General features: G+C 44.5%; 25 protein-coding genes. 15 read left to right on the top strand and 10 right to left on the bottom strand.

The genetic code is table 11. The features are described from left to right. Positions 1-35 precede the first annotated feature (35 nt). Together FTU67_RS11220 and FTU67_RS11215 are read left to right on the top strand one after the other, a co-directional pair. Positions 36-506, top strand: a complete 471-nt coding sequence (locus FTU67_RS11220; protein ID WP_005178437.1) for a DUF6231 family protein — start codon at positions 36-38, stop codon at positions 504-506. Between the two features lie 107 nt (positions 507-613). Then, the gene (locus tag FTU67_RS11215) at positions 614-1,225 is read left to right on the top strand and encodes a YidB family protein (protein WP_104498959.1); all 612 of its coding nucleotides are present in this window, start codon (positions 614-616) and stop codon (positions 1,223-1,225) included. 110 nt (positions 1,226-1,335) lie between these two features. Here the strand turns inward: FTU67_RS11215 and FTU67_RS11210 are convergent, their stop codons facing one another. From FTU67_RS11210 to FTU67_RS11190, 5 genes are all read right to left on the bottom strand, one after another. Next, the gene (locus tag FTU67_RS11210; RefSeq protein WP_180061740.1) at positions 1,336-2,448 is read right to left on the bottom strand and encodes a porin; all 1,113 of its coding nucleotides are present in this window, start codon (positions 2,446-2,448) and stop codon (positions 1,336-1,338) included. Positions 2,449-2,794: 346 nt separating this feature from the next. After that, on the bottom strand, positions 2,795-3,208 hold the full coding sequence (locus FTU67_RS11205; RefSeq protein WP_075167966.1) for an HIT family protein: 414 nt from the start codon (positions 3,206-3,208) through the stop codon (positions 2,795-2,797). A gap of 27 nt (positions 3,209-3,235) precedes the next feature. Continuing rightward, the gene (locus tag FTU67_RS11200) at positions 3,236-3,505 is read right to left on the bottom strand and encodes a YARHG domain-containing protein (RefSeq protein ID WP_045795400.1); all 270 of its coding nucleotides are present in this window, start codon (positions 3,503-3,505) and stop codon (positions 3,236-3,238) included. Between the two features lie 82 nt (positions 3,506-3,587). Continuing rightward, entirely contained in the window at positions 3,588-4,460 is an 873-nt protein-coding gene (locus tag FTU67_RS11195) for an NAD(P)-dependent oxidoreductase (protein WP_168390004.1), read from the bottom strand. Continuing rightward, positions 4,457-5,563: an alpha/beta fold hydrolase gene (locus FTU67_RS11190; protein ID WP_180061739.1), complete on the bottom strand. Its 1,107-nt coding sequence runs from the start codon at positions 5,561-5,563 to the stop codon at positions 4,457-4,459. Before FTU67_RS11190 ends, FTU67_RS11195 begins: the two co-directional genes overlap by 4 nt. A gap of 137 nt (positions 5,564-5,700) precedes the next feature. On the opposite strand from FTU67_RS11190, the gene FTU67_RS11185 reads away from it, so the two are divergent. From FTU67_RS11185 to trpB, 9 genes are all read left to right on the top strand, one after another. After that, positions 5,701-6,888: an O-succinylhomoserine sulfhydrylase gene (locus FTU67_RS11185; protein ID WP_005178426.1), complete on the top strand. Its 1,188-nt coding sequence runs from the start codon at positions 5,701-5,703 to the stop codon at positions 6,886-6,888. An 80-nt stretch (positions 6,889-6,968) separates the two neighbouring features. Beyond that, positions 6,969-7,298: a YbaB/EbfC family nucleoid-associated protein gene (locus FTU67_RS11180; protein WP_005178423.1), complete on the top strand. Its 330-nt coding sequence runs from the start codon at positions 6,969-6,971 to the stop codon at positions 7,296-7,298. Between the two features lie 12 nt (positions 7,299-7,310). Continuing rightward, positions 7,311-7,907: a recombination mediator RecR gene (gene recR, locus FTU67_RS11175; protein ID WP_005178420.1), complete on the top strand. Its 597-nt coding sequence runs from the start codon at positions 7,311-7,313 to the stop codon at positions 7,905-7,907. 220 nt (positions 7,908-8,127) lie between these two features. Beyond that, complete coding sequence (locus tag FTU67_RS11170; protein ID WP_104494848.1) at positions 8,128-9,270, top strand: HRDC domain-containing protein; 1,143 nt, start codon at positions 8,128-8,130, stop codon at positions 9,268-9,270. A gap of 129 nt (positions 9,271-9,399) precedes the next feature. After that, entirely contained in the window at positions 9,400-9,708 is a 309-nt protein-coding gene (locus tag FTU67_RS11165) for a YcgL domain-containing protein (protein ID WP_005178417.1), read from the top strand. Positions 9,709-9,729: 21 nt separating this feature from the next. Continuing rightward, positions 9,730-10,113, top strand: coding sequence for a hypothetical protein (locus FTU67_RS11160; protein ID WP_045795396.1), 384 nt, complete (start codon positions 9,730-9,732; stop codon positions 10,111-10,113). Between the two features lie 37 nt (positions 10,114-10,150). Further along, the gene (locus tag FTU67_RS11155) at positions 10,151-11,002 is read left to right on the top strand and encodes a MoxR family ATPase (protein WP_180061738.1); all 852 of its coding nucleotides are present in this window, start codon (positions 10,151-10,153) and stop codon (positions 11,000-11,002) included. Positions 11,003-11,017: 15 nt separating this feature from the next. After that, positions 11,018-12,205, top strand: coding sequence for a VWA domain-containing protein (locus FTU67_RS11150; protein ID WP_104505803.1), 1,188 nt, complete (start codon positions 11,018-11,020; stop codon positions 12,203-12,205). Between the two features lie 26 nt (positions 12,206-12,231). Further along, the gene (gene trpB, locus FTU67_RS11145) at positions 12,232-13,440 is read left to right on the top strand and encodes a tryptophan synthase subunit beta (RefSeq protein ID WP_075167962.1); all 1,209 of its coding nucleotides are present in this window, start codon (positions 12,232-12,234) and stop codon (positions 13,438-13,440) included. Between the two features lie 111 nt (positions 13,441-13,551). On the opposite strand, the gene FTU67_RS11140 is transcribed toward trpB, so the two are convergent. From FTU67_RS11140 to FTU67_RS11130, 3 genes are all read right to left on the bottom strand, one after another. Further along, the gene (locus tag FTU67_RS11140; RefSeq protein WP_005178410.1) at positions 13,552-13,983 is read right to left on the bottom strand and encodes a CBS domain-containing protein; all 432 of its coding nucleotides are present in this window, start codon (positions 13,981-13,983) and stop codon (positions 13,552-13,554) included. A 145-nt stretch (positions 13,984-14,128) separates the two neighbouring features. Further along, the gene (locus FTU67_RS11135) at positions 14,129-14,503 is read right to left on the bottom strand and encodes a DUF2750 domain-containing protein (RefSeq protein ID WP_005178408.1); all 375 of its coding nucleotides are present in this window, start codon (positions 14,501-14,503) and stop codon (positions 14,129-14,131) included. 136 nt (positions 14,504-14,639) lie between these two features. Continuing rightward, entirely contained in the window at positions 14,640-14,873 is a 234-nt protein-coding gene (locus FTU67_RS11130; RefSeq protein ID WP_005178404.1) for a hypothetical protein, read from the bottom strand. A 224-nt stretch (positions 14,874-15,097) separates the two neighbouring features. On the opposite strand from FTU67_RS11130, the gene FTU67_RS11125 reads away from it, so the two are divergent. Next, positions 15,098-15,457 carry a hypothetical protein gene (locus FTU67_RS11125; RefSeq protein WP_005178401.1) on the top strand — a complete coding sequence of 120 codons (360 nt, stop codon included), beginning with the start codon at positions 15,098-15,100 and terminating at the stop codon, positions 15,455-15,457. 361 nt (positions 15,458-15,818) lie between these two features. On the opposite strand, the gene FTU67_RS11120 is transcribed toward FTU67_RS11125, so the two are convergent. Then, positions 15,819-17,402: a pitrilysin family protein gene (locus FTU67_RS11120; RefSeq protein ID WP_180036799.1), complete on the bottom strand. Its 1,584-nt coding sequence runs from the start codon at positions 17,400-17,402 to the stop codon at positions 15,819-15,821. A gap of 11 nt (positions 17,403-17,413) precedes the next feature. After that, positions 17,414-18,808, bottom strand: a complete 1,395-nt coding sequence (locus FTU67_RS11115; RefSeq protein WP_016658996.1) for a pitrilysin family protein — start codon at positions 18,806-18,808, stop codon at positions 17,414-17,416. A gap of 176 nt (positions 18,809-18,984) precedes the next feature. On the opposite strand from FTU67_RS11115, the gene ftsY reads away from it, so the two are divergent. The 3 genes from ftsY to FTU67_RS11100 all read left to right on the top strand — a co-directional run bounded on the left by ftsY (position 18,985) and on the right by FTU67_RS11100 (position 21,775). Beyond that, a complete protein-coding gene (gene ftsY / locus FTU67_RS11110) occupies positions 18,985-20,085 on the top strand; it encodes a signal recognition particle-docking protein FtsY (protein ID WP_016658995.1) in 1,101 nt (366 codons plus the stop codon). Between the two features lie 274 nt (positions 20,086-20,359). Further along, positions 20,360-20,953 (top strand): nitroreductase family protein, encoded by a 594-nt coding sequence (locus FTU67_RS11105; RefSeq protein WP_016658994.1) that lies wholly within the window; start codon positions 20,360-20,362, stop codon positions 20,951-20,953. A 162-nt stretch (positions 20,954-21,115) separates the two neighbouring features. Next, the gene (locus tag FTU67_RS11100) at positions 21,116-21,775 is read left to right on the top strand and encodes a DUF2057 domain-containing protein (protein ID WP_005178385.1); all 660 of its coding nucleotides are present in this window, start codon (positions 21,116-21,118) and stop codon (positions 21,773-21,775) included. The last annotated feature ends 443 nt before the right edge of the window (positions 21,776-22,218 follow it).

The following is a 22,218-nucleotide window of genomic DNA, read 5'->3' as shown; positions in this document are numbered from 1 at the left end:
AAAAAATACTCACTTTCATCATAAGGAATGCAGTCATGGCTGAGATGAATGTCATCACTTCTATGCTAGACGATTTAACCCAGGAGCAGCCAGTTTCTACTGCATTGTGTATTGGTCAACATCTTGAACAATACGATCATCATCAGACAATTCAATGGCAATATTTTAACGTAACTACGCTTTTAAATCTGCCTTTTACCCAGCGTTTTGATTTGGCTTTTGTACTACTCGATACTGAAGAAATGGCAGATTTGAGCAGCGCGCAGAAATCGCAGCTTTTGGTGAAACTGCGTGATTTGCTGGCCAAACGTATGGTGGTGGTGACTAAACGTCAAGATGAACCTTTATTACGTGCCTTGGGCTTTACCCAGCTGATGGATAAAAGTCAGCCGCAGCATGATCTGATGTTATGGCAATTTAATATTTTGACCTATAAGCATGTACCGGACTGGTTTAACTCCAAATTTTGGGCTAACCCGGAAAATTGGGATAAATATCGCTGGTAATGCTCAGCTTTTCTGCAGTTTTTGCAAAAACATAACAATTTCGGATGTTTCAGATGAATGAAGCATCGTATGCTGAGTGAATGTCATTAAAGGAAGAAACAAAAATCATGACAAACTTAAGCAATATTGTGGAAATTTTGGCGAAACAGGCCTTAGGTTCAAATTCTAATCAGCAGCAATCCCAACAAAGTGGTGGGCTAGGCGGTATTCTCGGTTCAGTTCTAGGTCAACTGGGAAATAATCACCAGCAGAGTGGGCAAAGCCAGCAAGGCGGTTTGGGTGGGATTTTAGGCTCTGTGCTGGGCCAATTCGGTGGTTCCAGTCAGGGGCTAGGTGGTAGTTCAAAAACTTCTCTTCTGGTTGCGGTATTGCCTTTGGTGCTGGCCTGGATTCAAAAGCAGGGTGGTTTGCAAGGTGCACTGGACAAATTAAAAGGTCAGGGCCTAAGCAGCCAGGTGGATGACTGGGTTTCGACCGGGCCGGGCGAGAATGCCAGTGTGAATCCGCAGGAAGTCCAGAATCTGTTTGATGATGAAGAAGTGGAACAGGTAGCGCAGCAAACCCATGCCCCTAAACAGGATATTTATGGCGCAATTTCACAGGTGTTGCCACAGATTATTGACTCTTTAACTCCACAGGGTGAGCAGACCAGTAAAACTGAAGCCAATAATGATATTCAGAATGTGCTGAATATGGTGTCAGGTTTCTTGAAAAGATAAGCCTGTTTATATAATGAAGCCAACCTGAGGTTGGCTTTTTAAATCCATAAATCTGGATATAAAAAACACGCCGAAGCGTGTTTTTTTTGCTTTTTAGGTAGAGGTTAGGCTTAGAAGTCGTAACGGAAACCTAGAGAAAGACCGAATGCATCTTCACCACGTGTACCACCTACGCTATTTGAGCGTCCTTGAGACCATGGAGTCAGATTTGAGTTTTCATCATTCAGTACAGTAGCCAAGTTACCATATACACGTACTGCTTTGTCTAGGCGATGTTCAAGACCCACTGCAAGAAGAGTTGCATTTGCATCATCTGCATCTACATCACGGTGGAACACTTGACCACGTAAATAAGTTTTTGGTGCAAATTTATAGTCAGCAGCTACACCAAATACTTGGGTATCTGGGTTTGCAACATCGTTATCATGCGTTAAATATTGGTATAAACCACCGAAGTTTAATTCAGGTGTGATTTTATATGCAGCTGCAACACGGAAACCATCACGTTCGCCACGGCCTGCATCTTCTTCGTAGTGTTCATACGCAGCAGCAAAATCAACCGGACCTTCTTTATAAGTTAAAGCAAGATCGTAGGCTTTGTCTTTTTTGGTGTCGCCTTTTTGTGCGATGATAACATCTTGTTCTACACCATTCGCATCTTCAACAGTCTCTACAATTGTGCTTGGGTATCCTGCACTATTACCTTCATGTAAAGAAAGAGCAGCTAAAACGTTAAAGCCACCACCAAATTTTGGTGATTTATATTCAATTGTATTGGCATTACGTTCATCAAAACGTAAGTTACCTGCACGTGTTACGTTACGGATATCACCTAATTGGTCACCAAAGAAGTTGACTGGACCGCGAGCAACTTTAAACGGGCTGTCAAAGCGACCTACACGTGCCTGACCAAAATCACCTTTTAAACCAACGAAAGTATCACGTGTAGCAAACTCTAAATCATCATTTGCTGAACCGCTAGCGAAGTTAATTTCTTGTTCGATTTGACCAAAAACAGTCATGCCGTTTTCTAATTTTTGTTCAGCTTTGAAGCCTAAACGAGAAGAGTTTGAAGATAGTCCAACTTCGTTGTAGTCTGCACCATCATCAAGATAGTCTAAAGATACGTGTGCACGACCATATACTTTTACATCAGCAGCCATAGCTAATGCTGGTGTAAATAAGGTTGCCCCAACTGCTAATGCGCAAAGCGTTTTTTTCATGTGTAGCTCCAATACAGACTATTGTTTTTAGTCCTAAACATTGTTCAGAAGTAGGATTGATCTACCCCCGTTCTCTATTGGTGCTAAGTATTCCTTACAAATGCGACAGTAATATTAAGGAAATATTTCAAAAATATTAAAAAGTACAAATCAGATCAAAAACTTACTTTTAATAGTATTGTTATAAAAAGATAAATTTAAAAATCTGGAAAAATTTTTAAAATGAATCACTTAATTGCAAGCGAATTGACACCTTAGTGTCATAAAAATAGGTTTAGCAGAAGTTCTGCTTAAAAAAATGGAGCAGTCGCTCCATTCATTTTTACATTTCACCGGGGAAAATATTTTAAAGCGCTGCTTTAATCTTTTCAGCCAGTTGCATGATTTTTTCCTGGTCACCCATCTGCGCAGCATGTTTACCGAGTTGATGTACCGAGGTAGGAATGAGGTGGAAATGAACATGCGGTACAGTTTGTCCCGCAGCAGCGCCAGACAGCTGCATCAATACAATTCCATCTAGTCCTAAGGCTTTTTCCATGGCTTTGGCAACTTTCTGCACCACCTGAATGGTGTAGGCTGCGACTTGTGGATCTAAGTCGAGCAGGGTAACCGCAGGTGATTTCGGGATGACCAGTGTATGACCATCTGCCTGAGGCATGATGTCCATAAACGCAAGAACCTGTTCATCTTCATAGACTTTAATTGCAGGCAGTTCTCCACGCAGGATTCTTGCAAAAATATTTTGATCATCGTAAGCCATGATATTTCCTTTAATCAATGCATTGAATTATTTACAGTTCAATTCTTTCTGACGTGCCTTGATTTCGTCAAGTCGTTGTTGCTCTCTTTCAGAAAATTTTGGCTTGGTGGTATAGCAGTTGTCATTGCCAAACTTGGCTTTGGCTTCAGGATCTTTAAAGCAGAAGCCTTTTGATGCATAAATTACATCATGATCATTTTTCAGCTTTTGACATTCCTGTGCTGAAGCAAAAGCAGTGGTATTTGCCCCAATGAATGTTGCAAGACTGGTCAATAATGCAACAGTGAGCTTATTCATACGAGTTTCCTCTGTAATAACATTGTGGGTAAGCATCTACTCACAATATTAGGTTTTATTCTGATTATTCAATGGCCAGATCTTACTCAATTGTAATCTTGCTCCAGGCCTCATACATTTTAACGGCGCTGGAGAAGTCGCTATCTGGTTCAGCAGTAGCATTGGCAGCCTGTATCAAACTTTGGGCCAGCCCCAGTACCGGTGCTGAAAGTTTTGCATCGCGTACCAAGTCTAAAGCAATTCCGGTATCTTTGGCCAGTAGCGGCAGAGCAAAGGTCAGTGGAAATGCGCGATTAAGAATACGTTGAGGTAGCACCATTTCCGTTACCGCGCTTTTGCCGCTTGAGGCATTAATACAATCCAGCGCTTCGTTTAAGTTTACCCCATGCGCTTTTAAGGTGGTAAATCCTTCGGCAACGGCGCATAAATTGACAGCCATCAACATGTTGTTAATGGCTTTAACAGCAAAACCAGCGCCCGGTTCACCGACATGCTTGATCAGTTGCCCAAAAGCCTGCATGGCCGGTAGGGCTTTTTCAAAAGCTTGCGCATCCCCGCCCACCATCACGGTTAAGGTGCCTTTTTCTGCGCCGATGGTTTGTCCACTGACAGGTGCATCCAGAAAATCTACCTGTTGTGCTGTGAGCTGCGCAGCCACTTTTTTGGCAGAATCTGGAACACCGCTGGTACAGTCCACCCAGATGGAGCCGGCTTTTAAACTCAAACCCTCTAACAGATGTTCTACATCCTGGCTGGTCGGCAGGCAGGAAAAAATCACATCGGCCTGTACGGCCTGTTCAAGCTCAACCGCCTGTGTAGCATATTCCGCTGCGTGTTGCTCGGCTTTGGCAAAATTACGGTTCCAGACATAGACTGTATCGAAATGCTGGGGTAAATGCGCCGCCATGCGGTATCCCATAGCGCCCAAACCAATAAATGCAACAGACTGAATCATGCGGTTTCCTTGTGTATTTTTGTCGATCTTTGCTCGAGCCACCGGGTCAGCTTGGGCCAGAATTCATTGGCACTTTTCTGGCTGGACATCAGGCCTAAGTGACCACCCGGAATAAGAGTAAACGTGACATCTGTACTACTTGTCAACTGGCTTAAAGGCTGTACAGCGGCAGCCGTCACAATCTGGTCGCTTTGCCCGGCCCCGACAAATAAAGAACAGCGAATATTTTTTAGTTCAATATGTTCATCCTTCAGGCGGATAATGCCGTTTTTCAGCGGATTTTGCAGCCAGACATTCAGTACCATGTCCTGATTAATCCCGCCCGGATAATCGATCATATTGTTCAGGAAATTCCCCAGCGTGGCATGTTCATGCAGTATTTGCGGATCATGCAGGTTGAGAAACAGCTGGCGCTGACTGTCCAGCCAGCCTTTAGGATCTAGAATTTTAAAACCTAAAGCGTTGATGATGCCGGGTGTATGAATGAAATGTGGGGGAATAGAGCCCTGATGTAAGGCCTGTTTTAATTTGTGATTACGTGAAATCAGCTGGTTGCTGCGTTTAAACAGCTGGCCGATGCGACCGGAAGCATAACTATCTACCGGGCTGCCCAGCACCATCAGGTTTTTCACGATCTGAGGTTGACGATAGGCGGTATACAGCATCACAAAGACGCCGGCCATACTCCAGCCATGCAGGGAAATCTGCTCACTATGGGAATGCTGTCGAATCTGCTCAATACAATGCGGAATCGCAGCATTAATAAAGTACATAAAATTTAAATGACGATGGGTATAGTTTAAACGTCCCCAGTCAATCAGGTAGACATCAAAACCGCTATGCTGGAAATGCTTGATTAAAGAGCGATAGGGATACAAATCATAAATCGCCATATTAATCGCCAGCGGCGCAACAAAGACCAGCGGCTCCTGATAGGCTTTATTGGGTGAAGCGTAATAACGGATTTGTGCGTGCTGGTATTCGCCAATGATCTCATACGGTGTGGTTTGGGAGAGCACCAAAGTCTTGCTGTTAAAAAGCCGGGTCGATAAGTTTTTTAACTTCTTGCGTTGATCTGCAAATTTTTTCTGTACTGGGTTCATAGCCTCTATCTGCTTGTCATGACGCTGAGTTGGATGAAGTCTAAGCGATATTTCCATATTTTACCTTGACCTTAAACACCTTGGGCGCTCAAAATGTTGGCAATTCTTATAACGGTAGTCTAAGGGCGAAAATCGAGATGAGCGAACAAGACGAGATCGAATATCAGTTAGATACTTTGGCAATTCGTACTGGTCATGACCGTACCTTCGAGGGTGAGCATAGTGAACCCATCTTTTTAACATCGTCTTTTGTTTGCGAAAGTGCTGCTGATGCAGCCGCCAAATTTTCTGGGCAAATTGAAGGGAATACCTATTCCCGTTATACCAATCCGACTGTCCATACTTTTGAAAAACGCTTAGCAGTGCTCGATGGCGCAGAACGTGCCGTGGCCACCAGTTCAGGTATGGCTGCAGTACATGCAATTACCCTGGCCTATTTAAAAGCCGGCGATCATGTGGTGTGTTCACGCGCGGTATTCGGTTCGATCATTTCATTATTTGAAAAATACGTCATGAAATTTGGCGTAGATGTAACCTTTGTTGATCTGGAAGATTTAGCGGCCTGGCAGCAGGCGATTCGCCCGAATACACGTTTACTGTTTATTGAAACCCCATCTAATCCATTGGCGCAAGTGGGTGATTTGCAAGCGATTGCTGATATTGCCCATGCAGCCAATGCCTTGTTTGCCGTTGACAATACCTTCTGTACCCCGGTTTTACAGCAGCCGATTAAATTTGGTGCGGATTTAATCATTTATTCATCAACTAAATATATTGATGGTCAGGGCCGTGCCTTGGGTGGTGCTGTTGTCGGTAATCATCAGTTATTGGAAGAAATTAATGGCGTGATTCGTACCCTGGGTAACTCGATGAGCCCGTTTAATGCCTGGGTCTTCCTTAAAGGTCTGGAAACCCTGAACCTGCGAATGAAAGCCCACTGTGCTAGTGCACAGAAGCTGGCAGAATGGCTGGATGCCCATCCAAAAGTGGAAACCGTATATTACGCCGGTTTGCCGCAGCATCCGGGGCATGAATTAGCGAAAAAGCAACAAAGCGGTTTTGGCGGTGTTGTATCGTTCGTGGTGAAAGGTGAGCGTGAAGGTGCATGGACCGTCATTGATAACACGCGTTTCTTATCCATTACCAGTAACCTTGGCGATGTAAAATCTACAATTACCCATCCTGCTACCACCTCACATGGCCGTATGTCTGCCGAAGCCAAACAGCAAGCCGGTATTTCAGAAGGTTTAATTCGTGTTTCTGTGGGTCTGGAAGATATTGATGATATTATTCGCGACCTTAGCCGTGGTTTAGACCTGATTTAATTTATAAATTCTGACATCTTTTTGCTGAATTTTCGTGTAGAGTGCTTAGCCAAAGATGTCAGTTTTGTTCGGAGATTTTTATGAACATTAATATGTTAATGCAGCAAGCGCAGCGCATGCAGAAAGAAGTAGAAAACAATATCAAGAAAGCCAAAGAAGAACTGGCACAAACTGAAGTGCATGCCGAAGCGGGCGGTGGTCTGGTCAAAGTAACCATGACCTGCCGTAACGTGGTGAAGCGTATTGAAATCAATCCTGAACTGTTACAAGACGATCCAGACATGATTGAAGACCTGATTGCTGCGGCCATGAATGATGCAGCGCGTCAGGCAGAAACCATTTCTGAAGAACGTATGAAAGCAGCGAATTCTGGTATGGGCTTACCACCAGGTTTGGCAGGCATGTTCTAAGGTAGCGCATTTGTGTTCAGCGATCGTTTTGATCAACTGGTACAAGCCTTGCGTATTTTGCCAAGTGTTGGGCCAAAATCGGCCCAGCGCATGGCCTTGCACCTGATCATGAAAAACCGTGAAGGCGCGCTGGGTCTGGCTTATGCCTTAAATGAGGCGACCACGCATATTCACGAATGTTCCATCTGCCATTCTTTAACCGAAGATGAAGTGTGCAATATCTGCGCATCTTCGGAACGTGATGAAGAATTACTCTGCGTGGTGGAATCACCAGCCGATGTCATGGCAATTGAACAAAGTGGCAGCTTCCGCGGTAAATATCATGTCTTGGGCGGGCATTTATCGCCGCTTGACGGGATTGGCCCGGAAGAAATCGGGATTCCAGCTTTAATTCACCGTTTAAGCTCGGGTCAGGTCAAAGAAGTGATTCTGGCGACCAATGCCACGGTAGAAGGTCAGGCGACGGCGCATTATCTGGTCGAAGCGACCAAGCATTTACCGGTGCAGATGACCCGGATTGCCCAGGGCGTGCCGCAAGGTGGTGAACTGGAATATATCGACAGTCACACTTTAAGTCAGGCTGTCCATAACCGTATGCGCATGAAATAAGTACTCCGGTGCTTATTTCATCAGATTTCAACTTTTTAAATTGGGTCTTAATCAAATATTGAAACTTTAACTAAGATATAAAAAATATAAACTTTTGTTTATCTTGAGCTTAAACTTTAAAAAAAATCAGCAAAATATACCGTAAGTTTTATTTTTTTATAGCTAAATTATATTTATTGGTTAAAATACCCATTGAGAAACTTTAACGACTCTCTCTGCTATGTTCCAATTTATTCAACAGCAACAAGACTTTGAAAATGTTTTAACATTAATGAGTCAAAACTCTACCTATGGACTGGATACCGAATTCATCAAGGTTGATACCTTATGGCCCAAATTGGGGGTGTTCCAGATTAATGTCGCAGGAAAAGTTTATTTGCTGGATGGAACAACGCTGAATCTTTCGGCGTTCTGGGAAAAAATCTTCCAGGCGCAGCAGAATATTTTCCATGCTTGCGGCGAAGATATCGACCTGATCTATCATTATGCCCAGCAAAAATCACTGAAAAATGTATTTGATACCCAGGTTGGGATGTCCTTTTTGGGCTATGGTTTGCAGGTCAGCTATCAGAATGCTTTAAAGCAGGTGCTGGAAGTCGATATTGACAAAGACCAGACCCGCTCGGACTGGCTGGCGCGACCATTATCACCGGAACAGTTGCAATATGCAGCCAATGATGTGCTGTATTTAATGCAACTGGCAGAAAAAGTACAGCAGGACTTGCAGCAAAAATCGTTACTGAATCTGGTGGTAGAAGATTGCCGTCATTTAACCCAGGAAATTGGGGAAGATACACCGCTAGAGCGTTTGTATCAGGATGTCGGCAATTACCGCCATTCACGCCGTCAGCTCATGCAGTTGCAGCAACTGGTGGTCTGGCGTGAACAGATGGTTAAGGCTTTAAACCAGCCACGCAGCTTTATTCTGAAAAATACCACCTTACTGGATCTGGTTGAAAAAAATCCGAAAAATAATTTCCAGCTGTCACACGTGAAGGAAATCCGTCCGAATATTTTACGTGAACATGGCAAAACTATTTTAGACCTGTTGAAATTCCTGCCCGATCCAGAGCATTGGCCGCTGCGCATGGCGCGTCCAATTCGCCATTCTTCCAAAGAAGTCGGGCAGCACATTGAGCAGGTGATTCAACGCGGCGTCAATGAAACCGGCATCCCTAAAGAAGTGCTGATGCGGAAAAAATGGCTGAATGCCCTGTATCAGCATGTGGTATTTAAAAATGATGAGCAGGATTTGCCGGGCTATTTATTGGGCTGGCGTTATGATCTGCTGACCAAGCCGCTGATTGAAGTGCTGCATCAAGATCAGCAGTATTTATCCAATCATATGAAAGTGATGGATTAAAAAAACAGCAAACTGCTGCCAGAATTATGATTTGTACACAATCACGACTGATGCGTTAATAATCACTAATGTATCCGTCTTTTTTTTGATGTATGCTTTGGCCTGAGTTAAACGAGTATTGTGCTGAATATGTTCTGTTCAATTTATAAATCGAGCAAAAAAGATGAAATGTATCTTTATGTCGCTCGTATTGAAAGCCAAGATGATCAAGCAGAAGCGGCAGATCCGCTTGAAGTGGTACCGGAAGTACTGCGTACTGCATTTGGTCGTGCAACGTTTGTTATGGATTTAGAATTGCATGAAAACCGTAAACTCGCGCGGGCCAATATTCTGCATGTCATGGATTCGATTCAAACCAAAGGCTTCTTTATTCAAATGCCGCCAGAAGGTTTAATTAATCCGAATGCGGTTGAGCCAGAAGGCTTACGCGGTGCCTAAGTTAAATTCAGGAGTTGAGTGATGGAAAATTTAATGACTTTTTTAGAATCAATTCCTGAAAATACCATTGCCGTTACGGTCTATCTATTGGGTAGCCTGATTATTTTATGGTGCTGGTATGAAATTGCCAAACGTCTGCCTCATCCACTTGGCGGCGTAAGCTGGATTGTGGTCTTTGCCATCTTGCTGACGCCTACCATTTCCGAAGGGCATAATGCAGGTATTGCACCGGCCACCTTTGGTTTGCTGTTTGGTGTATTAACCAAGGAAATGCCGCTGGTCTGGTCCAATTTATCTGCCATTCTGGTGGTGATTGGCTTAGGACTGGTGGTTGGTTATTTCTGGTCTAAATATAGCCAGCGTAAAGCAGGTCTTGCTGCCAAGAACAACAGCACAGCGCTTTAATTACAAAAATAAGTTTAAATTGAAATAAGGTTATCTCATGTCTGTAGATACACAACACTTCACTGGTACTGATCAATACATCGCCACTGACAGCTTAAAGCTGGCGGTGCAGGCGGCACGTCGTTTACAAAAGCCCCTGTTAATTAAAGGTGAACCGGGTACCGGTAAAACCTTACTGGCCGAGCAGGTCGCGCAAAGCCTGGGACTGAAACTGATTACCTGGCATATCAAATCGACCACCAAAGCCCAGCAAGGCCTGTATGAATATGATGCCGTGTCGCGTTTACGTGATAGCCAGCTGGGGGATGACCGGGTTTATGATATTAAAAACTATATTAAGCCGGGCAAACTGTGGGAAGCGTTTAGCAGTGAAGAGCGCTGTGTACTGCTGATTGACGAGATTGACAAGGCCGATATCGAGTTTCCAAACGACTTGCTGCATGAGCTGGATAAAATGTCCTTTTTCATTTATGAAACTGGCGAAACCATTAGCGCAACGCAGCGTCCGATTGTGATCATCACTTCCAATAATGAAAAAGAACTGCCCGATGCCTTCTTGCGTCGCTGTTTCTTCCATTATATTGATTTCCCTGATGAAGCCACCATGCGTGACATCATCAATGTACATTTCCCGAATATCTCCACGACTTTGGTGTCAGAAGCTCTACAGGTGTTCTTTAAATTACGCCAGATTCCAGGTCTGAAAAAACCGCCTTCAACCTCTGAGCTGATTGACTGGCTAAGCCTGTTAATGGCGGATGACATGCCGGACGATATTCTGCGTAATGCTGACAAAACCAAAGCCATTCCACCGTTGTACGGTGCGCTGATTAAAAACGAGCAGGATGTTCAGTTACTGGAACGCTTAGCCTTTATGGCCCGTCGTTAAGGGAGTAATCGCCACATGTTTGTGCGATTGTTTTATACCTTAAGAAAATACGGCATCCCGGTCACCACCCGCGAACTGATTGACCTGAACCGTGCAGTGGCAGAAGGTCTGGTCTTTGCCAATCAGGATGAGTTTTATCATCTGGCCAAAACCATTATGGTCAAGGATGAGCGCTTTTTTGACAAGTTCGACCGGGCCATGAAAGATTACTTTGATGGTATCTCGACCTTTGATCTGGATGAATTGCTGAATCAGGTCCATAAGCTGCCGAAAGACTGGTTTGATCTGGAGCTGCTGGAAAAGCATTTAACCCCGGAGCAGCGCGAAGAACTGAAAAAAGCCGGTTCACTGGAAGAACTGATGAAAATGCTGGAAGAGCGTTTACGCGAACAGCATAAAAAGCATCAGGGCGGTAACCGCATGATTGGGACCGGTGGAACCTCGCCGTTTGGTGCCTATGGTGATCATCCTGAAGGGGTGCGTATAGGCGGGCCGGGCCGTAAACGTTCAGCGGTTAAAGTCTGGGAACAGCGTCAATACCGTAATCTGGATGATGACCAGCTGCTCGGTTCACGGCAAATGCAAATGGCGCTGCGCCGTCTGCGCAAGTTTGCCCGTCAGGGCGCGGCTGAAGAGTTAGATGTCGATGGCACCATTCGTGAAACCGCCAAACAGGGTATTCTGGATGTGCAACTGGTACCCGAACGGCGTAACCGGGTTAAAGTGTTAATGCTGTTTGATGTCGGCGGCTCCATGGATGCGCACATCGCCCAGTGTGAAAAGCTGTTTAGTGCGGCCAAAACCGAATTTAAAACGTTGGAATATTTTTATTTTCATAACTGCCTGTACGACTATGTCTGGAAAGACAATGTGCGCCGTTCACACACCCGTATGAACACCTGGGATTTATTCAATACCTATGGACGCGACTATCGTGTGATTGTGGTCGGGGATGCCAGTATGGCACCTTATGAGCTGAATGCCGTTGGGGGTTCAGTGGAATATATGAATGATGAGGCCGGGCAGGTGTGGTTGCGCCGTTTACGCCAGCATTTTGATAAAACCGCCTGGCTGAACCCGGAACAAGAGCAATATTGGCACTACACCCAGACCATCGGTTTAATTCAGCAAATTTTTGAAAATCATATGTATCCCATGACGTTAAAGGGGATTGAAGATTTAACCCGTTATTTGGCGCGTTAAGCTTCATAAAATAGAAGGAATACTGCATGAACTCTCAGATGAATGGCGTTGCCTTACCCAATGAAGATGGCTTTTTTGGTGAATATGGCGGGCAGTTTATTCCACCGCATCTGAAAGCGGCGATGGATGATATTAAAGTGGCCTACGAAGAAATTCGTCAGACTCCGGAATTTCAGCAGGAACTGGCTGAGCTATTCGCACATTATGTGGGTCGTCCAAGTCCGCTATTTCATGCCAAGCGTTTATCTGAGCAGTTGGGCGGGGCACAAATCTATTTAAAACGTGAAGATTTAAATCACACTGGTGCACATAAAATTAACCATTGTTTAGGTGAAGCCTTGCTGGCCAAATATATGGGCAAAACCAAAGTCATTGCCGAAACTGGCGCTGGTCAGCATGGCGTGGCATTGGCGACCGCCTGTGCCCTGGTCGGTATTCCATGCGAAATTCACATGGGTCAGGTCGATATTGAGAAAGAACATCCCAATGTCGTAAAAATGAAAATTCTGGGTGCTAAGCTGATTTCTGTGACCCGCGGCACCGCAACCTTAAAAGATGCGGTAGACAGTGCTTTTGAAGAATACTTAAAAGATCCAAAAAATTATATTTATGCGATTGGTTCGGTGGTGGGGCCACATCCATTCCCGATGATGGTGCGTGATTTTCAGGCCATTATTGGTGATGAAATTAAAGTTCAGGCGCAGGAACGTTTTGGCGCGCAGCCGGATTATATTGTGGCTTGTGTCGGTGGTGGTTCTAATGCTGTGGGCGCTTTTACCGCGTTTCTGAATGATCCGGAAGTAAAACTGGTCGGTGTTGAGCCAGCCGGTCATGGCCTGAATACCGATATGCACTCTGCAACCCTCACTTTAGGCAAACCGGGTCAGTTACACGGTATGGCCTGTTATGTGCTGGAAGATGAGCAGGGTGAGCCACTCCCGGTACACTCGATTGCATCTGGGCTGGATTATCCGGGTGTAGGGCCACAGCACAGCTTCCTGAAAGATGCTGGTCGTGTCGAATATACCACTGCTACTGATCAGGAATGTCTGGACGCCTTTATTCAGCTGTCTCGGGTTGAAGGGATTGTGCCGGCACTGGAAAGCTCGCATGCGGTCGCATGGGCGATACGTGAAGCACCAAAAATGTCTAAAGATACCAATATTGTGGTAAACCTGTCCGGTCGCGGCGACAAAGATGCGGACTATGTGGCACACAAGCTGGGCTTGAATTAATCCTGTTTAGTCTCTTTTAAACGAGCAGTTTTAAAAAAGATCGTTTTTTAAAAGGCTAGCCATAAAAAAACTCTCTTGAAGGAGAGTTTTTTTGTTTTTTATATTGTCTGTTTAGCTGGCAATATATTGTTGTAGCTGGTCGATCAGTTTACGTTGATCATCCATTACTGCTTTTACCAAGTCGCCAATCGACACTAGTCCAACCAGTTTGCCATCTTCTACTACCGGTAAATGACGTAAATGACGATCGGTCATCAGGCTCAAACAGTCTTCTACACTGGTGCTTTGGGTCACGGTCAGTACCTTTGCGGTCATAATCTCATTGACGGTGGTGTCATAAGAAGAGCGTTCCATCAACGCAATTTTACGGGTGTAGTCACGCTCGGATAAAATCCCGACCACTTGGCCTTCATGGGTCACTACAAGCGCCCCGATGCCTTTATCGGCCATAATTGAAATTGCTTCGAGTACAGTTGCTTCTGGACTAACGGTGTATATTTCCTGGCTATGCTTATCTTTTAATACGTGTGTTACATTGGTCATTCTGTCTGGTCCTTGCCATTTTTGTTCTTGGTATGGGTTCTAACTTAACCTCAATTTTGAAAAATGCCAATAGTTTTATCATTAGAGGCCATAATCAGCAGTCATATTGTTTTCATTGAGGTTTAATGGTGCATGAATCTCTACGTTAAGCGGTCTTTAACTGGGCGTCATTAAAGAAAAAGTGTTTCATTTGCTGTGTGGTCAGCTTGAATTGCTGGCTGGAACAATGACACAGCGCCGGTGTAACTTTTAAACGGGTTAAGGTCGGTAGCAGGGAATTCTGAAAATCCTGCGGGCTAATCTGGCGCGGAGTGTAGTTTGGCCAGTGTTTCTTGGCATATTTATAGGCTTGGACACCGTTTAACCAAAAGGGAAAAATAAAATCATCCTGATCGGAGGTCATGGCCCAACCCTGATGATATAGCCCCCAAAGTACCCCGCAATACATCATTGATTTTAGAATACTGATTTTCATGTGAATATCTTGGGCAGCGGGTTTTAAAGACTTAATCTGGTTCATGTCATATAAACACTAATGTGGTGCCTGTATTGTAGGAAATTCAGATGAATAAAGCGTTTAAGCTTTGCGTTAAATCGTAAACAAATATAAAAAACAAATTTCAGGCATTAAAAAACGCCACCTAGGTGACGTCTGTTTATGCTTGCATGGTGGCCATATTCTGCCAGTACTGTGCTTTGAGTGAATCGCGTTCTACGCGGAAGCCTTGATAGTACAGTTCAGCTAAGAACATAGCGGCTTTGCCATGACCCGCGCGGGCAACCTGTTCAAGTTCAGCCACAGCATCTTGGAAGTTCATCTGTGATTGAATGGTGTTAACCGCATTTGCATATGCAATTTCAAGATCATGGTGAGAGATACTCTGAATCATATAAAACTCCTTTATTTTAATTATGATCGCAATAAAGACTGTATAGCCAGTCTAAATAATAGTTTATCGAGGTTGTGTTAAACTAATATTACACATTCGTGGAAATGTCAACTAAGAGATGGGGCAGATCCGTGATATTTCAAGTTTACATGATTAAACATTGAACACTCTATAATTTTATTATGATATGCATATAAGAAAGGTAACATAAAAAGGAGAGCCACATGACAAATACAATAGACGGTTTTAACTTTGATCTGCCTTTACGTGCGGAGCAGATTATCGAGCTGGCCCATCATCACCGTAAAAAACTCGATGAGGCGGTGTTCCATCAGGAAATTCATTTAGGTGAGTATTGTCTGGCGCAGCGTAAACGTGTGCATGACTTTACCAGTACACTCGATCCACAGCAGCGTGAAGAATTCTACCGTATTTATAATGGTGAGCTAATCAGCATTGCCGATGATGATGAACTGCATCCGGCTGATGCCGAAAAAGGGGTCAGTATCTTTGCCATCTTCATTGTGCTGGCCATTGTCGCGGGTATTATCCTGTATACCGTATTCCGCGCGCTGATGACTTAAGCAGCAGTGGCTCAATTTTACTCGCCAGTTCGGGTAAAATTGGGTCATCTATCTTGTGCAAATACCGCTAGCATCCTACACTACGGCTATTCGAGGTAGGCTATGCATGACGCAATACAAAAAATTTCTCAATTATTCATTCAATTAAAATCACGACTCACGTTAGAGCAAATTTATAATGGGGTAGTGGTCAGCATTATTGTCATTATTCTCCTGTTATCTTCCATTGCACTTTATCGCCCGGTCGGGTCCGTACAATTTCAGAATATTGAGTATCTGTCACAGCAGTCGATGTATCCTGAAACTCAGGAGATGGCTGTGCGCTTAATGCAGCAGCCACAGGTGCGTTATGGGCAATATCTTAAATTGATGCAGGCCCATCAGATGGAACTGGGTCAGGCAAAACAACTTCCTCCTCTGGATGTGGAGGCATATTAATCGCCGGAATATCTTCAACCTGAGGAAGCGATTGACTGCCGGTGGTCTGTAAATTGTGTTGTAAAACTTGTTCTAAAGCCGCTTTGTCTAAACTTTCACTGACTACAATCACGGTCAGATGTTCCGGATGCAGATGCCGGCGTACCGCAGCTTGCACATCTTCGGCGCTAATTTTACTGAGCTGCACTGAATATTCACTCAGGCTCTGTGCCGATTGTCCATAAAATCCCAAACTGCCGAGCTGGGCATTAATACTGGCATTGCTGCTGTAATGGTTAGGATAGGCTCTTAACAAGCCGTTTTTGGTTTCTTCCAGCTGTTTCGGATCAATCGGTTCGCGGACAAAATCGACCAGTGCCTTATGCGCGACACGAATACTGTCCATTAGCTGATCTTGCCGGGTTGAGTAGCTGATGCGAAATACACCCGGTGCCTGACTAAAGCTCATGCTGCTAGATGCGCCATAGGTATAGCCACGTTTTACCCGCAGTTCTTTCATCAAAACAGAATGAAAACCACTACCGCCGAGCATACGATTGGCCACTTCTAGAGCCAGCCGGTCTGGATCATGACGTGTGGTACCAATATGACCGAGCACAATATGCGCCTGACTGGACTGATAGGGCATGTGTACAATCTGAAAGCCATTTGCTGTGATAGGTGTGGGGAGTGGTGCAGCCGCCTGACCTTGCGCTAAGTTGCCGGCAATGCGTTCTGCCAGATTTAAAGCTGCTTTGGCCTGCATTTTTCCGGTAATAGCAATATTCATATTCTGCGCCACCAGAAACTGCTCACGGAACTGTTGCAGATGTTTGGGCTGAATCCGCTGAATACTGCCATTGGTGCCGTTAATTGGCTGGGCATAAGGATGTTGCCCATATAAGCTGCGATACAGTTGAATCTCCATCATCCGGCTGGGATTTTCTTTCAGCTGTTTTTGCCCCAGCTGGTTATTGCTGACCACCATGCCAATACTCTGTTTTTCAAAGGTGGCATGTTTGAGCAGTTCCATCATCATGGCTAAAGCCGGTTCCAGTTTTTCCGGGTCAGACAGCACCCGTAATTTGACAATAAACATATCTCGATAGGCTCGCGCACTAAACTGCGCACCGACCTGTTCAAACACGGCAGCCACTTGTTGTGCGTTATATTTGGGCGTGCCTTCATCTAAGAGCTGGGCGGCCATATTGGCCACGCCGTATAAGCCGCTTTCAATTTCCCGATCACGCGCGGCACCGGCATTAAAGGTCAGCTGTATATCCAGAATTGGCAAGTCCTGTGTTTCCACAAACAGGGTTCTGACCTGATAACGGTTGTTCAGGTCATGCACATAAGGCGCGCGATAATCCAATTTCTGCTGATTAATATTTCTGAGACTTTGCAGCAGCGGCAGAGATTGTAAGGTATTTGGATTTTCATCCACTTCGGTGGTGGTATTGACATTGGCCTGCGCAGAACTGATCGCAAATAAGCTGGCCACCAGAACGCAGGAACGGAAATAGGGCATGTCGGTATCCTTTAGGGTGACTTGCTGTGTGGACGCAAATATAAGGTGGTCAAATTGTCACGCACAAAATAGACATTGGCGACGCGTTGAATGTCTTGCGGGCGTACGGTTTCAAAATGCTGGGGCAGCTCATCCATCAGGCGATAACTCAATCCATTCACCTCCAGATTACCCATCATCTTGGCCTGTCCCGCTAGATCATCCTGACTATAAAGCAAATTCGACACAAACTTGGCTGTCACGCGTTTTACTTCCGGTTCATGCACCAGCTCGGTTTTCAGGCGTTCAATTTCAGCCTGAATCGCCTGTTCGGCTTGGGCCAGATCCACGCCATCCACCGGTAAAGCTGAAATGGTAAACAGGCTGTCGCCACGATTATATGGATCATAGCTGACGCTTAAGGCGCTTAAGAGTTTTTGCTCACGAATCAGACGCTGCTGCAGGCGCGAAGAAATGCCGCTGTCTAATAAATGCTGAATAATGGTGAGCGCATAGGCATCTTGCGGATTGGTCGCAGTCGTTAGCGAACGGACATTCCAGGCCATATACAAATTCGGCACCTGAACCGGAAAATTCAGTTCCATGTGCCGATAGCCCAGACGTTCAAATTCGCGGACATCATTGCGGGCTGGCAGGCTGCGCGCTGGAATATCGGCAAAGTATTTTTGTACCTGGAGCAAGGCCGCTTCAGCATTAACATCGCCGACAATAATTAAAATGGCATTATTCGGGCTATACCACTGCTTGTACCACTGACGTAAATCCTCCAGCTGGATATTTTGCAGATCTTTCATATGCCCAATAATTGGCTGGCGATAATGACTGGTCGGGTAGGCAATCCATTTAAACCGTTCAAAAGCCAAAGCACGCGGATTGTCATCGGTACGCTGGCGCCGTTCTTCCATCACCACTTTGATTTCGGTGGCAAAATCCTGCTGGCGCAGCAATAAATTACGCATCCGGTCGGCTTCAAGCTCTAGCGCCATCGGAAAATAGGTTTTTGGATACAGCTGATAATAATTGGTGTAATTGGTAAAGGTCGAGGCATTGACCCGGCCGCCGTAAATCCGGCTGAGTCGGGTAAACTCATCATTCGGCACTTTATGTGTGCCTTTGAACATCATGTGTTCCAGTGCATGGGAAATACCGAGTAAATTTCCCGACTCATCACTGCTACCAACTTTGTACCAGATTTGAGTCATCACCATTGGCGAACGATGATCTTCACGAATAATGACTTTTAAACCGTTTTTTAACGTGGTTTCAACGGTACTGCGTGCCAGCTCGCTTTGAGTATTGGCCGCCAAAGCGCTCGATGAGAAACCGATCAGAAGTAGGGTAAGGGCGAAACGTTGTTGTTTTAAATGATGAACCACAGCAGGCAAAATTTTATTGTTCAGTATCACAAAGATGATCCGCAATGCATCTGTATTTGCTTTCATTCTTCAGAAACGGGGCAGTGAAAGCAAGGGAATCCTGTAACTTTTTGCAGCCTGCGACACATGATTGGCAATGACAAGTCAAAGCGGGCAGTTTATGTTAGAATCCAACTTTTTAACGCACTGCTTTTCAAGGATTCGGCATGCAACAGCAATCTAATGGGCAAAATAAATTTTTGATTGATGCTGATATCGGGGATGACGATGTCACTTTACCAAGTTTACCTGCGGTAAATGTACCTATCGTTGAAACACCTAAAGTAGAACAAGCACCTGTTTCTGCGCCTGTAGCCACAGAAGCAGCTGAAGAGAAATCAAAAGGCGGTTTCTTCAGCCGTATGAAAGAAGGGTTAACCAAAACCCGTAAAAACTTTGCCGATGGGATGGTCAACATCTTAATTGGTGGCAAAGAAATTGATGATGAACTTTTAGAAGAAGTTGAAGAGCAATTGCTGGTGGCCGATATTGGTGTTGATGCCACCAAAACCATTATTGCCAACCTGACTGAACGTACTGCGCGTGGCGATCTGATTTATTCACACTCGCTGTATAAAGCCTTGCAGGAAGAGCTGGTGGCTTTACTGGCGCCGCGTGTTAAACCGTTACATATTGATTCGAATAAAAATCCGTATGTCATTCTGGTGGTGGGCGTGAATGGTGTGGGTAAAACCACCACCATTGGTAAGCTGGCCAAACGTTTACAAGGTGAAGGCAAGAAAGTCATGCTGGCCGCTGGTGATACCTTCCGTGCAGCAGCGACTGAACAGTTACAAATCTGGGGCGAGCGTAATGATGTTGCTGTGGTCGCACAAGGTCATGGTGCAGACAGTGCTTCGGTTATTTTTGATGCCTTTGAAAGTGCGCGTGCCAAAGGTATGGATGTCTTGATTGCTGATACTGCAGGACGTTTGCATAACAAAGGTCATTTGATGCAGGAACTGACCAAAGTTAAACGCGTGATGCAAAAAATTGATGCCACTGCACCGCATGAAGTGATGCTGGTGGTAGATGCCGGTACCGGTCAGAACGCGATTAACCAGGTAGAAATGTTTGATGAAGCGGTTGGATTAACTGGTTTAACTATTACCAAACTGGATGGTACCGCCAAAGGTGGTGTGCTGTTTAATATTGCCAGCCGTACCCATGTGCCTATCCGCTTTATTGGGGTAGGTGAAAAAATTGATGACCTGCGTCCATTCTCAGCCAAGTCCTTTGTGGCAGCGCTGTTTGAAACAGACAAATAAGCAGCTCAAAAAACTCCGCGATTTGCGGAGTTTTTTATATATCCTTTAAACTGAAATTAAGCCCAAAGGCTGATATAAACCTAGAGCAGGGATGATGCTCATCCGCTTTGACGTGCTTTAAAATCTAACTTGTTTTCATAAAATCTACGATAAGCGCGGTTATTGTTCCATAAATGCAACACATTGTTATAAAACTCGGGCTATTTTTCAACCCAGGCAGCCATTAAGATAAATCCATCTGTTATAAACACAAGACCATACCAAGGAAAAAGATATGTCATTTAAAGATCATTTACTTAAACGCCGTACCATTTACTCAATTGGTAAAAATGTGGCGCTAGACGAAGCGAAAATTGAAGAAATTATTAAAGAAGCCGTTCGTTTAAGTCCATCTTCTTTTAACTCGCAAACTTCACGTGTGGTGATTCTGTTTGGTGAGTCACATGCCAAATTCTGGGAAATTGTACGTGAAACCTTGCGTAAAATGGTGCCGGCTGAAAACTTTGCATCAACTGACAGCAAAATTAGCAGCTTTGCCGCAGGTTTTGGTACTGCATTATTTTATGAAGACCAAGATGTCGTGAAAGCACTGCAAGAACAGTTTGCGCTATATGCAGATAACTTCCCGGTATGGTCAGAGCATTCAACAGGGATTGCCCAGTTTGCAACCTGGATTGCGCTGGCAGAAAATAACATTGGTGCATCGCTACAGCATTACAATCCAATTATTGATGAAGAAGTTGCGGCGACTTTTGATGTACCAGCCAACTGGAAATTAAGAGCGCAACTGGTGTTCGGTTCAATTGAAGCACCAGCGGGTGATAAAGAGTTTATGAATGATGCAGATCGTTTTAAAACTTTTCACTAAGTTGCATAGCTAAACCAAAGAAAGGGCGCATTCAGCGCTCTTTTTTATGGCAAAACGACACTAAAAAGAGAGAAATTGGGCTTTCCCCATTTTTGTCATAAAACTGTCATTTCAGCGCTGCATAGTGCAACTAAAATTGAACAATCGACTAGAGTGAACAGCATGGCTTTACGTTTATCCTTCGCAGCACTGGCTTTAAGTTTAAGTAGTACAGCTTTTTCCGCAGTGACCATTACGGCACCGGAAGAAATTAAGGTTGAAGGTTTAAATGGTCAGGAAGTGAAAAGCCGTCTGTTTAGCAGTAATCATAACTATAGCGTGCAGCCTGGCGAGAATGTGCTGAGCGTACGTTATGTACAGTTTTTTGAAGAGCATCCGGGCATTGGTTCACACGATATTGTACGTTCGGGCATCGTGCATATTAAAACTCCGGTTTTACAAGATAAAGCCACATACCGTTTAGGGCTGGTGAATCCACCAAAAACGCATGATGATGCCAAGGAGTTTGCCAAGCAGCCGGTATTCGGTTTATTTGATGCGAAAAATCAGCTGCTGGTGCAGCAGGCTGGAGCCAAAGATTTAAACCGTGGCATTTTACAAAACTTATTTAGTACTTCTTCAACAGAATCTGCGCAGGCCGCACCTGTATCGGTGACACAACCAGCAGCGGTGTATAGTCCGCAAGCAGTCGTGACAACCAAACCCGTTGCAACTGTTAGCAATGTTGCCGGTGCAGATCAGCAACTGATTCAGCTGTGGCAACAAGCGTCTAAAACAGAACGACAAAAATTTATGTCGTGGCTGGCAGAACAGGCCAATTAAAAACCGCAATAAAATGAAAAGATTATAAAACCAGCTTCGGCTGGTTTTTTATTTATAGATTTAAAGTCTAAGTGGACTACTTTATTTTTATAATTACTTAGCTAAACTTAGTAATACAGATGAAATATGCAGCAATCTGGTTTAAAAATAACCAGACAGGTACTTTTTTCTTAAAACTTTATAAAATGTGCTTGCAAAGCTTTTAAATTTCTCTAGAATGCACCCCATACCGACGAGATACACGGTGATGAACGAGGCGGATAGCTGAGTTGTCGAGTGTTTTGAGTCCAGCTTCTGGCACTGACGAGGTGTTGGAAAGATCATTAAGAGATTATGAAGAACAACTTGTGTGGATTTTTACTGGTTGATTAATCGAATATATTTTCATTAATTGATTGGTTTAAATTACTCGAAGTTTATTTGAGCGAATTTAAGTCAGAAAT

Source organism: Acinetobacter sp. YH12132, from assembly GCF_013418645.1.
GTDB classification, from domain to species: Bacteria; Pseudomonadota; Gammaproteobacteria; order Pseudomonadales; family Moraxellaceae; genus Acinetobacter; species Acinetobacter indicus.
This window is presented reverse-complemented; position numbering and strand designations above follow the sequence as displayed.

What these genes read in the sequence shown, in the direction of transcription:
- FTU67_RS11220 (WP_005178437.1), top strand. Translation starts at nt 36, where the DNA reads ATGGCTGAGATGAATGTCATCACTTCTATGCTAGACGATTTAACCCAG.
- FTU67_RS11215 (WP_104498959.1), top strand. Translation starts at nt 614, where the DNA reads ATGACAAACTTAAGCAATATTGTGGAAATTTTGGCGAAACAGGCCTTA.
- FTU67_RS11210 (WP_180061740.1), bottom strand. Translation starts at nt 2,448, where the DNA reads ATGAAAAAAACGCTTTGCGCATTAGCAGTTGGGGCAACCTTATTTACA.
- FTU67_RS11205 (WP_075167966.1), bottom strand. Translation starts at nt 3,208, where the DNA reads ATGGCTTACGATGATCAAAATATTTTTGCAAGAATCCTGCGTGGAGAA.
- FTU67_RS11200 (WP_045795400.1), bottom strand. Translation starts at nt 3,505, where the DNA reads ATGAATAAGCTCACTGTTGCATTATTGACCAGTCTTGCAACATTCATT.
- FTU67_RS11195 (WP_168390004.1), bottom strand. Translation starts at nt 4,460, where the DNA reads ATGATTCAGTCTGTTGCATTTATTGGTTTGGGCGCTATGGGATACCGC.
- FTU67_RS11190 (WP_180061739.1), bottom strand. Translation starts at nt 5,563, where the DNA reads ATGAACCCAGTACAGAAAAAATTTGCAGATCAACGCAAGAAGTTAAAA.
- FTU67_RS11185 (WP_005178426.1), top strand. Translation starts at nt 5,701, where the DNA reads ATGAGCGAACAAGACGAGATCGAATATCAGTTAGATACTTTGGCAATT.
- FTU67_RS11180 (WP_005178423.1), top strand. Translation starts at nt 6,969, where the DNA reads ATGAACATTAATATGTTAATGCAGCAAGCGCAGCGCATGCAGAAAGAA.
- FTU67_RS11170 (WP_104494848.1), top strand. Translation starts at nt 8,128, where the DNA reads ATGTTCCAATTTATTCAACAGCAACAAGACTTTGAAAATGTTTTAACA.
- FTU67_RS11165 (WP_005178417.1), top strand. Translation starts at nt 9,400, where the DNA reads ATGTTCTGTTCAATTTATAAATCGAGCAAAAAAGATGAAATGTATCTT.
- FTU67_RS11160 (WP_045795396.1), top strand. Translation starts at nt 9,730, where the DNA reads ATGGAAAATTTAATGACTTTTTTAGAATCAATTCCTGAAAATACCATT.
- FTU67_RS11155 (WP_180061738.1), top strand. Translation starts at nt 10,151, where the DNA reads ATGTCTGTAGATACACAACACTTCACTGGTACTGATCAATACATCGCC.
- FTU67_RS11150 (WP_104505803.1), top strand. Translation starts at nt 11,018, where the DNA reads ATGTTTGTGCGATTGTTTTATACCTTAAGAAAATACGGCATCCCGGTC.
- trpB (WP_075167962.1), top strand. Translation starts at nt 12,232, where the DNA reads ATGAACTCTCAGATGAATGGCGTTGCCTTACCCAATGAAGATGGCTTT.
- FTU67_RS11140 (WP_005178410.1), bottom strand. Translation starts at nt 13,983, where the DNA reads ATGACCAATGTAACACACGTATTAAAAGATAAGCATAGCCAGGAAATA.
- FTU67_RS11135 (WP_005178408.1), bottom strand. Translation starts at nt 14,503, where the DNA reads ATGAACCAGATTAAGTCTTTAAAACCCGCTGCCCAAGATATTCACATG.
- FTU67_RS11130 (WP_005178404.1), bottom strand. Translation starts at nt 14,873, where the DNA reads ATGATTCAGAGTATCTCTCACCATGATCTTGAAATTGCATATGCAAAT.
- FTU67_RS11125 (WP_005178401.1), top strand. Translation starts at nt 15,098, where the DNA reads ATGACAAATACAATAGACGGTTTTAACTTTGATCTGCCTTTACGTGCG.
- FTU67_RS11120 (WP_180036799.1), bottom strand. Translation starts at nt 17,402, where the DNA reads ATGCCCTATTTCCGTTCCTGCGTTCTGGTGGCCAGCTTATTTGCGATC.
- ftsY (WP_016658995.1), top strand. Translation starts at nt 18,985, where the DNA reads ATGCAACAGCAATCTAATGGGCAAAATAAATTTTTGATTGATGCTGAT.
- FTU67_RS11105 (WP_016658994.1), top strand. Translation starts at nt 20,360, where the DNA reads ATGTCATTTAAAGATCATTTACTTAAACGCCGTACCATTTACTCAATT.
- FTU67_RS11100 (WP_005178385.1), top strand. Translation starts at nt 21,116, where the DNA reads ATGGCTTTACGTTTATCCTTCGCAGCACTGGCTTTAAGTTTAAGTAGT.